This is a genomic window from Rhizobium sp. Leaf384, assembly GCF_001424065.1.
In the GTDB taxonomy this organism is placed as follows: domain Bacteria; phylum Pseudomonadota; class Alphaproteobacteria; order Rhizobiales; family Rhizobiaceae; genus Ferranicluibacter.
Map to the genome: position 1 here is coordinate 1 of NZ_LMQE01000003.1, position 12,565 is coordinate 12,565.

Here is a 12,565-nt window from a genome sequence, read left to right on the forward strand (position 1 = left end):
AAGTGCTCCAGCAGAAACGGATCTGCCGTGGTCTGCGAGCCATTGTAGAACTTGATCCAGGCGTAATCGTCGATGCCGCTACCGACGTCGCCGCCTCTGTCGTCATCGTCTCGAAACTGCTTGATCGGATAGCCGTTCTCGTCGGGTGTCTCGTTGAACAGGATCTCGGCTTTCTGATCGTCGACCCAGAGAACAAGATCCTGAATGCCCGTCTTCGACATCGGCAGGTTGCCGAGCTCGATCACCTGCGTGAGGTTTGCGTTCGGCGTTTTGCGGAAATCCCCCCACGTTTGAACATACTTCCGCTTTCCGGAGGTCGCGTAGTACCCAACCACGGTTGCAACCGGGGTGTCGTCGCCGATCTCGATGTCGAGCTTGACGCCGATCGGCTTCTGCTGAGGCGTTTTCGCCAACGCCTTCTGCAACAGGGAAGAGGCAAGGTTGAAAGCGATGCCAAGGATGATCTTCGTCAGAGCGCTGGCGCTGGCAACCGCGGTGGATATCGCCGCGATCAGTCCGCTGATGGGCTCCGCATGCGCAGGCTCCGCCGGCGCCAGCACGAACCATGCGGCGGTCAAAAACAGAATGATGAAGTTCATGGTCTATCCAACCCGGAAGGCGCGCGTGGCGGCCGATCGGTCAATGTGATTGATGCCGGACTCGCCGAGCGTGAAGATCCGCTCGCCATTGAGCACACCGAGCCCATGCACGAATGCCGAAGCGGTCGGGATGGCCATGATGTCGCCGATCTGCGCTTCGGATGGATGACCGTATTCCGGCAGGTAGGCCGCCACCATGTCCGCAAGATCCTTGAAACCAGCGCCGCGCATGACGCGATAAGCCGACTCCGCATCATCATAGGCGCCATCGAACTCGGCATAGATGTTCTCGCCCGTAAGCACCTCGACGATGCGTCCGGCGAACTTGCAGGCGCAGTCGTTTGTCTTCCAGTCGAAGGGCGTGCGACGCATCTCGTCGAGAACGTCATTGAACGGCCCAACCCATAGCGGGAGGCGCTTCAGCTCGATCATTTCTGCCCCCAGTTCGGCTTCCAGTTTTTGACGGCGCCGGCGTATTTGCCAAAATCATCGTCTTGCCGTTTCTTCTGTTCTTCCGCGGAAGACTTGGCCGGGTTCTTGCGGGTGAGCATCGAGATCGCGTCCGAATTCGTCTTGATCTTGACGCTTCCCTGACCGCCGACGCCCGGCGTCTCGATCGGAGATCCGTCGACCTCGCCGATCCAGACGAGAGCGGGCGCAGCGGCCAGAAGGCGCGAGCCAGGATCAAGCAGAGCGTCCCATATCTCGACCTTCGCAAGCCGGATGTTCATGCCGCGCACGGCCTCCTGAATAGCGGGCGCGATTTGGCTTGCGCTGACAGTGACCGTCTGGACCGTAAGATCGGTCACGCGCGGTATCGGCCCGACATCGAGGCCCACGCCACCGTAGAAGAGCCGTGTTTCCGTCAGCCCGGTCAGTCCGCTCGTGACCGTGATCGACTCGTCGTCGTTCTCCGACCAGAAGCTGACGATCTTCGGCGTCATGCTGGTCAGAAGCGTGCCGATGATGCTCACCAGTTTGCGAGGCACAATTCCGCGCTCACGCGCATTGACCAGCGCCGTGTAGAAAGCAGGATCGACGTTTCTCATTTCTTCTGGATCACCTTGAAGCCCGCGCCCTCGGTATGGAGCTTGCGGGCACTTCCGGGATTGTGCGAGCCGGGCATGNGATGTTACCGGGGATGCGCTGGCGGGTGGGCGGGCTGGTTGACCAGCGCCGTGTAGAAAGCAGGATCGACGTTTCTCATTTCTTCTGGATCACCTTGAAGCCCGCGCCCTCGGTATGGAGCTTGCGGGCACTTCCGGGATTGTGCGAGCCGGGCATGATCACGCACTTGCAGTAGGGCTTGGCGAGCCTGACGGCCTGGCCAGCCGAGATCCCGCTCTGGACATACGGGAAGACGCCAATCTGCCCCGTGTTGCCGCTTCCGTTCGCTGTCGCGGTCTCGGATATCTCGAAGAAGCCTACGCGCTGCGGATTGCTGCCATAGAGGACCGTGAACTTGTCGCCCAGCGTCAAGACATATCCGGCCGGCAGTCCCGAGAAGGCGATCGCCGAACGGTCGCTCGAGATCGATGCGATCGTGACCGTCGACGCGCCGAGGACCGAGCCCGTCGGATCGCTCTGCGGATACAGGGAAAGCGGGTCGCCGAGGTAGAAACTCTCCTGAATTCCATGGAGCTTGCGGATCAATGCGGCGATCTGCTTTGCCCGGTTGTTCGGCATCATGATCAGCTCGACCGTCCCGATCCAGAGCGGGCTGGAAAGCTCGGCCTGCCACAGGCGGCCGTCGCCGCCGCCTGAGTTCTCGTCATTCCGCTGGATGTCCCAGACGACGGTGGAAATCGCCAGCTGATCGGCGAAGGTGGCGAGGGAGTACGGATAGGTGACCGTCATCCTGCCATCCTCTTGCGCGGGTTGCGGCCATGTTCTTCGATCATGTACGGAATATGCCGGTTGTTCTCGTCGACCGCCTCGCTTGCTGCCCGCTGGCCTTCCTCCTGCGCGACGTTCTTGACGTAGGCCTTAAGGTTCCCCTGGTCATCAACCGAGACGCCTACGTCGACCTTGATCCGCCCGCTCGACCCGCTCCCGCCATGATTGTTCGCGGCCTGCCTGATCGTCGATCGGCGATGAGGACCAGCCACAAGCCCGCCGTCGGCATAACCACGCCATCCCAAGCGCATGCCTTCGACGGCACCAATGCCGCCAGCGCGCGCGATGTCACTCTGCGACCAGACGATCTCGCCTTTATGGACGACGCCGGCTGGCTGATTGCGTCCACCATGCCCTGTGAAGCCGCCATCGGCGTATAGACCGAAACCGCCTCCCGAGATGCCAGTCCAGACGCCGCCACTGATTGCTCCGCTGAACTGGGCTGAACTGTTGAAAATGCTCTGCCCGATGCCCGTAAGCGACGTCAACGCGCTCAACAGTCCTCCCCCGCCAGATTGAGCGGCTGCCAAGGCTTGGCCGAATTTGGACAGGCCACCGCCGAGGTTGGTCATTCCCTCAGCTGCAACATTGTTTGCAGACGCAAGGCCGCCGGCGCTTTGCGCAGCATTCTGGCTACCAGCGGCCAGCTTGTTGACGGCAGCTGTCGCCGTATCCATGCCCTCGCTCTGAGCACCCGGCCACAATGCGCGCTGGGAGGAGTTGAGGCCACCTTCCCACGACCCGCCGCCCATGCCGACGCGCCTGCCGGCAAGGTCGAAATGCATGGTATCCGCGGCGCCATACTTGCCCTTGCCGCCGCTGAAATAACCGCCCCAGCGCAAATCCTGCGCGAGTTCCGGATACTTCTCCATCTGTACGCCACGGGCTGTCTGCGCGAACTGCTCATAGGTCCGGAAGCTCGACGCATCCTGATAATTGCCGAGCATCTTGCCTGAAGCGAGGTCGGTGATCTTGACGTCTGTCGCCAGCCCCTGCCCATGAAAGCGCGGATCACCAGGCCGGAAGCCCGACATCGCGTCGACCTTGAAGCCCGGGAAGCGCTGCGCAGCCGTGTTCAGGATGTCCGTCAGTTTCGCATCGACGCCACTCTTGTAGTTGCCGACGAAGCTGAGAGCCGATCCCGCTGCGCTCCGGACTGCATTGTCGTTTGCAGCCGCAGCAACCGTATTCGCAATCCCGGCGCCGGCCGACGCGGTCGACGCGGCTGCACCAGCAACAGGCGCGGCCGTGCCAATCAGGCTGAAGATCCCGGTGCCTGCCGTCGATCCGCTACCGGGCTTGCCGATGATGCTCGACACGAAGCTGTCGATCAGACTGTCGGTGATCCAGTTCGTCACCTTCATCAGGCCGTTCAACAGCGCATTCCCGAACGCCTCGCCGATGCTGTCACCCTGCTCAAGCCCGTCGCGAAAATCGGTGAAAAAGCCGGTGATGCCGTCGCGCAGCGCAGCGATCTGCATGTTCTGGCGCATCATCAGAGCTTCTTGCGACGACAGGTCTACGGACAACCCGGCGCCGCGCTGACGAGATGCAATCTGCTGATCTTCCGAAGATCGGTAAAGCTGGTCACGCTCGAACTGCAGATCGTTTGACAGCTGCGCACGCGCACGCGCTTCCGCAAGGCGGCCATGCGCGGCGGCCGCCTGGTTGATCAGCTCGACCTCCTGACCGAACACGCGCTGGAACTCGGCCTCCGACGTGATGCCGTTGCGAGCCGCCTCAGACCGGAGCTGAGACAGAAGCGAATATTGCGTCTGCAATTCAGCCGTCTTGCCAACCGTCTGCCCGATGACAGCGATCTCCATCTCCTGCTGGCGAATGCCCTCCTGCAGAGAGCGGACACGCTCCTGTTGCGCCTCGGAAAGCTGATACTCGGCCTGGACACGAGCTTGCGTGCCTGCCATGGCGACCCGCGACTGTCGCGCCGCCGCGTCCTCACCATCGACGATCTGGACAGCGGCCTGCGCTCGGGCGGCCGCTTCCTTGTCGGCTGGAGACTTCGCGCGCATGGCGGCCATGTCTGCATCATACTGACGGATGCGCTGGCTCTGCGCTTCCTTCAACTCATACTCGGCACGCGTGAGCGCCTGCGTCTCCGCAAGCTGGATTCGCATGGTCCGGGTCGGGACGGACTCGATAGGATTGTAAGTGTTTTCTTCTCGCTGGCGGGCGACGGCCGCGTGCTCGGCAGGTGTTCGAGCGCGCATCTCCGCTGCCTCAAGTTCTGCCGAGCGCTGCATCGAGAGCTGGCGAAACGCCTGGTCTGCAGCAAAAGCGGCTCCGACATCACCATAGTTTCGGCTGCCAGCGTTCTGCAACGCTCGCTGGGCCCGCTCCATTTCCGCCAAGGCCTGCGCCGCTGCCTGTAACGGTGCAACCAGCTTTGCGATCTCGTCGGCCTGCTTTGCATATTCCGGCTTAAGGGCAGCCGTCTTGTAGAGGCTGTCGTAGAATGCCTCGAAGTCGGGCTTTCCAGCTTTCACGCCGTTACGCAGTTTCGTGATTGCATCATTGAAGGCCGAGAAGTTCTGGCCAAACATCTCGCTCTTTGCAACGTAACCGCCACGCGTCAGTGTGCCGACTTCATCGAAGAACTCGTCGCCGGTGACCTTGGTCGAGTTTCGAAGGCCACGGATATCAGCGCCCGCCTGGAAGTTAAGCGCATTGACGCCCTGCATCGAGAAGCCCTTGGCTTTCGCAATCAGGGAGCCATACCGCTCCTCCAGTGCCTTCAGCACGTTCCCATGGTTCTGCAAGACAGTGTCGAGCTTCTTTGCATCCTCCTCAGAGGTTGCCAGACCGATACCGAACTGGATGGCCGCCGCAGCGCCGGCCGTCAGTCCGATCGTGGCGATCGACAGAGGACTGACAAGGCTGACAAGGGCGGCACCTGTCGTCGTGATGGCCTCTTTCATGCCCATGCCGGCAAAGCCTCCGGCAAGCTGCGAACCTTGCTGAAGGCCGATCATGGCAGGGCTCATTCCGCCGGCTGCGGTCATCGCGATATCCTGAAACTGGAACATCGCGTTCGTTGCGGTATGGTTGGGCTTGTTGTCATTCACAGGATTGCGATCGAGGCTGGCCACATATTGCTCGTGGCGAGCCCGAGCCATGGTCTGCGCTTGAGCCAGTTCCGTCGTGCTGATCTCGGCACGATCGGCAAGCATGGCATATTCCGCCAACTCGCTGTTTAGCCGCGCCTGAGACGCGCCAACCGGGTCGAGTTGTGCCCGCAGCGCTGTTGCCTTTTGGGCAAACCGATCTGCCTCACGTGCAGCCTCCTCGAACACGGCAGCCGAGCCGCGCGCGGACGTGCCGTTGCCATTGACGCCAAGGCGGGCGTTCAAGTCGCTGGCAAATGCGCTCCCCGTCTGTGTGGCGCGAAGACGCTCCATTTCTTCCCGACGCGCAAGCTCTTCGGCAAAGACAGATGCGCTGTCTGATGCTCGACTGCCCGCAGCAGCGCCCACGCCGAGCGTCCGGTTGATGCTGGCCTGCGCCTGCGATGCCGCCTGTTCCGCCGCCTGCGCGAGACGTGCTTCGGCTGCCATGCGCTGATAGGATTGCGCGAGGTCGTCGACAGCAGCACTCTGAGCGGTGATCCGACCGTTGGCTTCGGCGATCGCCTGCGACAGCGCAGCATTGCCCTTTGCAACAGAATGCGATGCGTCGGCCGCCACGCCGTATTTCCGCGACAGGTTTTCCACCGCGACCGAGGCTTGCTCGGCAGACAGACGTCCTTTGTCGAGGCCGGCGCCCACAGTTTTCAATCCGCGATCAAAGTCTGCCTGGGCGGCATAGCCGGTCACGAACTGGCGCTTGATCCGCTCGATCCCGTCGGCCGCCGACGAGATCTTCGTGTTGGTCGAGGCGGCTGTTGTCCCGACAGCTTCCATGGCCTGCGCAGCCTGCCGGCCAGACTCCGACATGGCCCGGTCGGCGGCAACCTTGCGGTTTGCGCCGGCGGCGTATCCGTTCGCATCGAGATCCGCCGCGACGCGCAGCGAACGAAGTTCCATGGCCATGATCTACCTCGGAGGACGTCAGCTCGCTGGAGCTGCTATTTTCTGCTTTGCCTTCAGCGCTTCTGTTTCCAGATGGACGCTGTCGAGCAGGCCCATGAAGCGCCGGAAGTGCTCGAACTCATCGAGCGTCAGGCCGTGGTCCCGCGCATACTGGCTCATCACCATGTACGAGATCGGGCTTTCGCCACCCATCGCGCCGTATTGCCGGTCAAACCGGATGGCATCNCGTCAGGCCGTGGTCCCGCGCATACTGGCTCATCACCATGTACGAGATCGGGCTTTCGCCACCCATCGCGCCGTATTGCCGGTCAAACCGGATGGCATCGAAGGCACGAAAGTAGAACTCGTGCCAGGGGCGAGGCTCAAAGTCCTCGTCCCCGGCGTCCTCGTCAGCTGTCAGCCAATCCTCGTCGGGATAGGCTTCGGCGATTTCATCGATCCACGACTGGTGTTTTGCAGCCCCCGAACGCTCTAGGCGGCTTCGGAAGGCTGCTCGGAGTTTCCCGCTTCTTCCTCGTCGTACTCGACCTCGATCTCACTGACAGCTGCGGCGCACCATTCCACCGCCGAGATGACGTTCCGATATTCGGGGTTGGTCATGATTTCGGCCGCCGTCGCTGCATCATAGGCAACGTCGAGACCGCGCCAGCCGTGGAGCAGATGCTCGTGGTAGAGTTTGCCCAGCTCGACGAGCATGACGTTCGGCGGTACCGGCTTTTTCTTGTACTTCCGGCCGAGCCGCTGCATCAGCAACTCACGTTGTGTCCGGTATGCCGGCAGATGGAGGGACGAGACGTTGAACTCGACACCGGGCCAGTCGGGAAACTCGATCCAGTCACCCTTCTCTTCGCGGGTCAAGTCGGCCTTGAGCGATGCGAGCTTGACGGTCATTTCACTGTGTCCTTGTTCGAAATTTCAATGACGACGGCGCCGTGGACGACCTCCGTCAGAAGCTCGCCGCGCGCGTGAGCGTAGTTGCCGTCCGGCGTGCGAATATGCTTTTTGATCCAGCCCTCACGAGCGTCGGCTGTAATGACTGCCGGCTCCTTCTGCCCATTCAGAAAGATGCTGACTTTCTTCCTGTCTCCGCGCAGCATTCCGTAGGGGATGTAGCCGGGATCACCTTCCTCAACGGATATGCGGTGGAAACCTTCGGGAGCCGTGACGCTGGCAAAGGCAACCGCCGGCAGAGCAACAACGGCTGGCGCGGCTTTCAGAAAGCTACGCCTGTTCATTGATCGCGTCCTCTTTCGGTTCGCGGAGCTGCGTGCGCGGGGCGACCAGCCCCTTGTCTCGCATCAGCTGCGCATAGGTTTCGGGCACCGGTACGCTTTCGACGCCTGCGGTAAAGCGGGTTTTTGTCTTCTCGTCCGGGTAGCCGTCGAAGGTCTCGGACGGCGTGAAGGTGACGAGCTTCTCATCAAGCTTCTTGGTCATGCCACAGCCCTCGTCAGCACCATCGATGCGGCGGACGTCGGATCGAACTTCGCCTGGAAAGGCATTTCGATGATAACCGACTGATTGTTGCCGCGAACCATTGGCCCGCCGCTCATGCCCTTCATCTTCGGGATTGCGAGGGTGTATTTCGCGCCCGTCGCCGCGCCGACTGTGAGCGCCAGCGACAGGTCGTCATGGTTCAGGATCGCATTGTAGAGATCGAGGTTCTCGAACAGCGCCGTGACCGAGCCGGAAACGTCGAAGCGGCCGAGACCATGGCTGTACGTCTCGTACTGCCCCAAGACTTCGTTCGCATAGATGTTGTTGTTGATCCGGATCGATGCAGCCTGCAGCTTCGGAGATGCCGCAACGCCGCCCATCGTCAACGTGCCGATATTGAGCGCTGCGTTCAGGACGGGCGTGGTCGACGCAGCGGCGTAGGTGGCGCCGGCGATGATGGCCGTGGCAGGCGCCGGCGAACCGAGACCCATCACGCCGAAGTTCGCGGTGATGAACTGCTTTGCGTTCAGCTGCAGGTCGAGGGTATTGATCCGGCAGCCGCGATAACGCGTGTAGGCATCGGCCGCACCCTGCTCGAACGTCTTCTCGAAAGCGAGAGTCTTTGGCGTGCGCCCGTTCTTCAGGACGTCGCCGGTCCAGTCCGAGCAGAACAGCGCGGCGAAGAGATCGTCATAGGTGCCGTAGCTCAGAACGCCGTTAATCGGACCCGTGACGGAGCGGCCAACATCGACGATGTCAGAGACGTTGCGATCGTCCCGGATCTCGTCCGGAATGGCCGTCTGCTTTTCGAGCGTGATGCTTTCGCTCGTGTAGCGCAGCGACTTCCACGAAGGCGTGGCGGGAATGACGCCGATGGCGGTTTCCACGAGATAGGCAAGCCGCGTCTGCGACCCTTCGGCAACTGTCATGGCTAGTTCTCCAGATATGGCCCGCAGGCGTTATGGGTTGGTGGTGTAATCCTGACGGTCCCACGTGATCGTGGCTGTCATGGCGTAGTAGCCGCCGAAGGAACGGCCGGGATCACCGGCGCCGATCGACATCTGTCGGGGATGGAGGTCTTCGAGCGGGCGCTCCCGGAAGAGCATGGTCAGGCGTTCGGCAATGCCCCGAGCGTCCCGGCTGCCGGCTCCATTCGGCGTCATCACATGCAGGTAGACAACACCGGACTCGAGCCAAAGATTGTTGCCAGGTGCGCCAACGGTTTGCTGTTCGAGCAGGTCGCCGACAACCTCGACATAAACGAAGGGCGCGGGAACATCGGGTGTACTGAAGCCATCATTCTCTTCGGAAACCGGCGTCTCTACCCACTCAGCCAGACGGGTCATGATGAGGTTGTAAGCGTTGAGGCTGGACATTCAGAACACCATGTTCATGACGACAGAGGGATAGGTGATCGGCATGCCCTTCTGCCGGTCTTTGCGGGTGCCCCCGCGCTTGAGGACATATGGCATTTGCGGATGGACGCCCGAACGGATGTCGAGCCACTTCGTCTCGAAATGGAAGGCGGCAGGTGTATTCCGACCCTCGTTGCCGAACCGCCGTGCAGCGTCGCGCTTTGCCCCGTCGAAGATGGCATTGCGCTTGGTGCTCAACTGCCCGGTCTCGGCCTTGCGGACGTACGGCTGAAAGTTCGTGATCACGACCTCAGCCCGGCCGCTGATCGTGTCGAAGTTCGTCACCGGCACTTGATCCGCCAGGACGATGAACGATGCCCTGAAGCGCCCAGATCGGGCTGGCGCACGTTGGCGAAGACGATCAAGCACGAAGGTGATGACCGGCTCCCAGAACGCAAATTCGTAGATAATCGGGCCAGGCGCGACGACCTCATCCTCGGAAGATGCCGCACGGCCGTTTACGTAGAGATCATAGACCCGGCTGGCGCCTGCACTCTGGGCTTTCTGCAGCTCCTGGCGAGCAAAGACGGCGAGCGCCTTGCTGATCTGCTCAGGCTCAAGATCCACTGTCGCAAGCTGGAGTTCGCGGTCGAACGCATCGAAGTTGGCCATCAGCCGCGCGCCAAAAGCGTATAGCGCACGAGCACANTCAGGCTCAAGATCCACTGTCGCAAGCTGGAGTTCGCGGTCGAACGCATCGAAGTTGGCCATCAGCCGCGCGCCAAAAGCGTATAGCGCACGAGCACACTTTGCATCCGTATCGGCTTCGGGATCTCGATGTTCAGTTCCCGTCCGTCAACAACGACCTTGTCGCTCTTCCTCAGCGGAGCAAGCCCACCCAAGCCGGATGGGCTGATGATCACCATGAGATCGGTGAGCTTAATGTCGCCAACGAGCTCGTCGTTCTTCACCGGGCGCACAAAAGCGTTGACCGTGACTTCGTGCGCCTTGACCCGAGGCGAGACATTTCCCTCGTAGCGATAAAGCGAGATGACTTCCCCGCTCACCGCCAGCGCTTTGTCCAGCTCGGCGATAGCTTCCTCAGCCTTGAACATCACGGCCCCAAAAGGTTGCGGTATCGGATGAGCTGACCTGCCACGACAGGCGGAACAGCGGCTTCACCGGAGCGGCCGGGAATGGCACCGACCCAATAATCGCGCTTTGTGCGCATCACATCGGGAACATCGATCTCCTCGCTCTTCAGCGAAGGATCGCGCTCGCGTTCCAGCCAGGCGAAGCGGAAGAAGTCGAGCGCCGCCATCTTCAGGTCGGCCGGAATCTCTTGGAAGCCTGCCTTGTAGGTGACGACAATCTTCCCCGCCCCCCAAGTCACGATCTGGTCGTCGTACAGCCGGCGCAGGATCCCGACCTCTGGATCAACGTAATGATCGGTCCCGGTCAGCATCGATCCGCCGATATTGAGCGAGACGATTTCCACCTCATGACGGCGCGCAAGCAGAAGGTCCTCACCGCGAACGCCACGGAATGTTTCTTCCAACGTTTCCTGAAGAAGCGTCGGCACAGCCCCCGCCGCAATGGCGACATTGCATTCTGCGCAGATTGCCGCAGCGACACGTCGATCCATCGCCTCGAGCATCGGATCCTGCGAAGTGTCCACGGAGCGCAGGCCTGCTGCAGCCCGTCTCTCGTCCGGTGTCAGCAGCGCCAGATCTGCCGCTGGCGTGACGATCCGCAGGATGCCCCGCATCAGGCCTGCGCCTCGGAGGTGGCCTGATGCGCAGCCTGGTTAGCAGCTTGAAGTGCAGCAATAACGTCGTCTTTGGTGCGTGCGCCAGACACGTCGACGCCGCGATCAGCCGCAAGAGCCTCAAGTTCCTTGCGCGTCAGTTTATCGAAGTCGATCGGCGGGGGCGAAACGACATCGGTTTCGACGTCGGCCTCGACGTCGAGTGCAGCCGTTGTGCTTTGCGACGCAATGAGATCGGTTGCAAAGGATCTGGCCGCCGGAAGGTTCGGAAGGAAACCCTCGTTGAGGATAACGCCGCCATCGTCGACGACATCAAAGCCGCCGCCAAGAGACGGTACCGCGCGCAATCCTCGCGGCATCTCTTCCGGCGACGGATGCCGGAACTCTTTGACCTCGATGAGGCCGGCTTCCGCAATCTCCTCGTCCGTGACCGGGGCGCAGGTGCCCATGGCGAGGCTGGACGTCGCGGCGACATACGGGAGGGTAATGATATTGCCGGCTTCGCGGCCGATCAGTTGGCGAACGAACATGGGAGATCCTTCTGCTGGAGCAAGGCACCGCCGGCGAGCGGCGGAGCTTCAGCGATCAACGAACATGGGAGATCCTTCTGCTGGAGCAAGGCACCGCCGGCGAGCGGCGGAGCTTCAGCGATCAGTTGATGATGGCAGAGGGCGGCGTGGACTGCTGATACCGCAGATCCACCAGGATGAACTCCGCCTGAGTGATGTTCGCGGCATTCGAGGCGCCCGTGGTCAGGTAGATGCAGTCGAAACCATTGGCGAGGTCGAGCTGTGCAGGGTCGACCTCGAAGATGACCTGCTTGTTCTTCACCGCCGCATCCGTGGTGTAGCTCACCGCATCGCTGCGCCGAATGAGCGTATCGGTCAGCGAGGTATCGAGGTTTGCCCAGATCGGTACGGCATTGGCGAGGGGCTTGGCGCCGGTACCAGCAACATCTGTCGCCTGCATGATGGCAAGGGCAACCGTCGCGGCATTGCCCTGCGCAAGGTGGACCTTCACGTATGCCTTGCCGGCATTCTTGAGGCTGACGATATCCGAGGAGCGGCCAGCGGCATCGGCAGCTGGCGGCAGGGCTTCGACCAGCTTCATCTGCTGGGGAAATGTGAACTTGGTCATTCCGTTGATCTCCTGTGTGAGTCTGATGAGGCAAAGGCCGGGGCCAAAGCCCCGGTTCGGTTCGGCTCGTTACGCGCGTGTTTCGAGCGTGATGAACGGGCTTTGCGTGGCCGTCCCCTTGTAGGGCGTCATCGGGTTGGACCAGATGGGCTGGCCATTGAACCGGTAGACGAAGCGGAAGCACGTCTCGTCGTAGATGAAGCGGACATGGATCGACGACGCGAACTGTGTCGGGCCCTTGTCGATCGCCAGATACTGCGACAGGTCGACCAGCATGATGTCGCCAGCCGTGCCGAGCGTTGCGGCGTACTCGACGGGGATGATCGG

At 61.5% G+C, this 12,565-nt stretch carries 16 protein-coding genes and 1 pseudogene; all 17 read right to left on the minus strand.

What is annotated here, in order from left to right; genetic code table 11:
• Nucleotides 1–599, minus strand: a pseudogene (locus ASG25_RS08355) (hypothetical protein); the annotation flags it as partial.
• Between the two features lie 3 nt (nucleotides 600–602).
• Complete coding sequence (locus ASG25_RS08360; RefSeq protein ID WP_062472496.1) at nucleotides 603–1,031, minus strand: hypothetical protein; 429 nt, start codon at nucleotides 1,029–1,031, stop codon at nucleotides 603–605.
• Nucleotides 1,028–1,648: a hypothetical protein gene (locus tag ASG25_RS08365; protein WP_062472498.1), complete on the minus strand. Its 621-nt coding sequence runs from the start codon at nucleotides 1,646–1,648 to the stop codon at nucleotides 1,028–1,030. Before ASG25_RS08365 ends, ASG25_RS08360 begins: the two co-directional genes overlap by 4 nt.
• A gap of 154 nt (nucleotides 1,649–1,802) precedes the next feature.
• The gene (locus ASG25_RS08370; RefSeq protein ID WP_062472500.1) at nucleotides 1,803–2,456 is read right to left on the minus strand and encodes a hypothetical protein; all 654 of its coding nucleotides are present in this window, start codon (nucleotides 2,454–2,456) and stop codon (nucleotides 1,803–1,805) included.
• Complete coding sequence (locus ASG25_RS08375) at nucleotides 2,453–6,541, minus strand: phage tail length tape measure family protein (RefSeq protein WP_062472502.1); 4,089 nt, start codon at nucleotides 6,539–6,541, stop codon at nucleotides 2,453–2,455. Before ASG25_RS08375 ends, ASG25_RS08370 begins: the two co-directional genes overlap by 4 nt.
• 18 nt (nucleotides 6,542–6,559) lie before the next feature.
• Nucleotides 6,560–6,766, minus strand: a 207-nt coding sequence (locus ASG25_RS22640) for a hypothetical protein (protein ID WP_210168458.1), incomplete at its 5' end; no start/stop codon positions are given.
• A 246-nt stretch (nucleotides 6,767–7,012) separates the two neighbouring features.
• Nucleotides 7,013–7,432, minus strand: a complete 420-nt coding sequence (locus ASG25_RS08380) for a hypothetical protein (RefSeq protein WP_062472504.1) — start codon at nucleotides 7,430–7,432, stop codon at nucleotides 7,013–7,015.
• Nucleotides 7,429–7,776, minus strand: a complete 348-nt coding sequence (locus ASG25_RS08385) for a hypothetical protein (protein ID WP_062472506.1) — start codon at nucleotides 7,774–7,776, stop codon at nucleotides 7,429–7,431. Before ASG25_RS08385 ends, ASG25_RS08380 begins: the two co-directional genes overlap by 4 nt.
• Nucleotides 7,763–7,978: a hypothetical protein gene (locus ASG25_RS08390; RefSeq protein WP_062472508.1), complete on the minus strand. Its 216-nt coding sequence runs from the start codon at nucleotides 7,976–7,978 to the stop codon at nucleotides 7,763–7,765. The genes ASG25_RS08385 and ASG25_RS08390 overlap by 14 nt, the downstream gene beginning before the upstream one ends.
• Nucleotides 7,975–8,907 carry a phage tail tube protein gene (locus tag ASG25_RS08395; protein WP_062472509.1) on the minus strand — a complete coding sequence of 311 codons (933 nt, stop codon included), beginning with the start codon at nucleotides 8,905–8,907 and terminating at the stop codon, nucleotides 7,975–7,977. The genes ASG25_RS08390 and ASG25_RS08395 overlap by 4 nt, the downstream gene beginning before the upstream one ends.
• 30 nt (nucleotides 8,908–8,937) lie before the next feature.
• Entirely contained in the window at nucleotides 8,938–9,354 is a 417-nt protein-coding gene (locus ASG25_RS08400) for a hypothetical protein (protein ID WP_062472511.1), read from the minus strand.
• The coding region (locus ASG25_RS08405; RefSeq protein WP_244479348.1) for a hypothetical protein at nucleotides 9,355–10,041 on the minus strand (687 nt) is incomplete at its 5' end.
• 62 nt (nucleotides 10,042–10,103) lie between these two features.
• Nucleotides 10,104–10,448 carry a hypothetical protein gene (locus tag ASG25_RS08410; protein WP_062472513.1) on the minus strand — a complete coding sequence of 115 codons (345 nt, stop codon included), beginning with the start codon at nucleotides 10,446–10,448 and terminating at the stop codon, nucleotides 10,104–10,106.
• Nucleotides 10,448–11,101, minus strand: a complete 654-nt coding sequence (locus ASG25_RS08415; RefSeq protein ID WP_062472515.1) for a hypothetical protein — start codon at nucleotides 11,099–11,101, stop codon at nucleotides 10,448–10,450. The genes ASG25_RS08410 and ASG25_RS08415 overlap by 1 nt, the downstream gene beginning before the upstream one ends.
• The gene (locus tag ASG25_RS08420; protein WP_062472517.1) at nucleotides 11,101–11,631 is read right to left on the minus strand and encodes a hypothetical protein; all 531 of its coding nucleotides are present in this window, start codon (nucleotides 11,629–11,631) and stop codon (nucleotides 11,101–11,103) included. The genes ASG25_RS08415 and ASG25_RS08420 overlap by 1 nt, the downstream gene beginning before the upstream one ends.
• 121 nt (nucleotides 11,632–11,752) lie before the next feature.
• Nucleotides 11,753–12,238, minus strand: a complete 486-nt coding sequence (locus ASG25_RS08425; protein ID WP_062472519.1) for a hypothetical protein — start codon at nucleotides 12,236–12,238, stop codon at nucleotides 11,753–11,755.
• Between the two features lie 69 nt (nucleotides 12,239–12,307).
• Nucleotides 12,308–12,565: phage major capsid protein (locus tag ASG25_RS08430; RefSeq protein WP_156466866.1), on the minus strand; the 258-nt coding region annotated here is incomplete at its 5' end.

What these genes read in the sequence shown, in the direction of transcription:
- ASG25_RS08360 (WP_062472496.1), bottom strand. Translation starts at nt 1,031, where the DNA reads ATGATCGAGCTGAAGCGCCTCCCGCTATGGGTTGGGCCGTTCAATGAC.
- ASG25_RS08365 (WP_062472498.1), bottom strand. Translation starts at nt 1,648, where the DNA reads ATGAGAAACGTCGATCCTGCTTTCTACACGGCGCTGGTCAATGCGCGT.
- ASG25_RS08370 (WP_062472500.1), bottom strand. Translation starts at nt 2,456, where the DNA reads ATGACGGTCACCTATCCGTACTCCCTCGCCACCTTCGCCGATCAGCTG.
- ASG25_RS08375 (WP_062472502.1), bottom strand. Translation starts at nt 6,541, where the DNA reads ATGGCCATGGAACTTCGTTCGCTGCGCGTCGCGGCGGATCTCGATGCG.
- ASG25_RS08380 (WP_062472504.1), bottom strand. Translation starts at nt 7,432, where the DNA reads ATGACCGTCAAGCTCGCATCGCTCAAGGCCGACTTGACCCGCGAAGAG.
- ASG25_RS08385 (WP_062472506.1), bottom strand. Translation starts at nt 7,776, where the DNA reads ATGAACAGGCGTAGCTTTCTGAAAGCCGCGCCAGCCGTTGTTGCTCTG.
- ASG25_RS08390 (WP_062472508.1), bottom strand. Translation starts at nt 7,978, where the DNA reads ATGACCAAGAAGCTTGATGAGAAGCTCGTCACCTTCACGCCGTCCGAG.
- ASG25_RS08395 (WP_062472509.1), bottom strand. Translation starts at nt 8,907, where the DNA reads ATGACAGTTGCCGAAGGGTCGCAGACGCGGCTTGCCTATCTCGTGGAA.
- ASG25_RS08400 (WP_062472511.1), bottom strand. Translation starts at nt 9,354, where the DNA reads ATGTCCAGCCTCAACGCTTACAACCTCATCATGACCCGTCTGGCTGAG.
- ASG25_RS08410 (WP_062472513.1), bottom strand. Translation starts at nt 10,448, where the DNA reads ATGTTCAAGGCTGAGGAAGCTATCGCCGAGCTGGACAAAGCGCTGGCG.
- ASG25_RS08415 (WP_062472515.1), bottom strand. Translation starts at nt 11,101, where the DNA reads ATGCGGGGCATCCTGCGGATCGTCACGCCAGCGGCAGATCTGGCGCTG.
- ASG25_RS08420 (WP_062472517.1), bottom strand. Translation starts at nt 11,631, where the DNA reads ATGTTCGTTCGCCAACTGATCGGCCGCGAAGCCGGCAATATCATTACC.
- ASG25_RS08425 (WP_062472519.1), bottom strand. Translation starts at nt 12,238, where the DNA reads ATGACCAAGTTCACATTTCCCCAGCAGATGAAGCTGGTCGAAGCCCTG.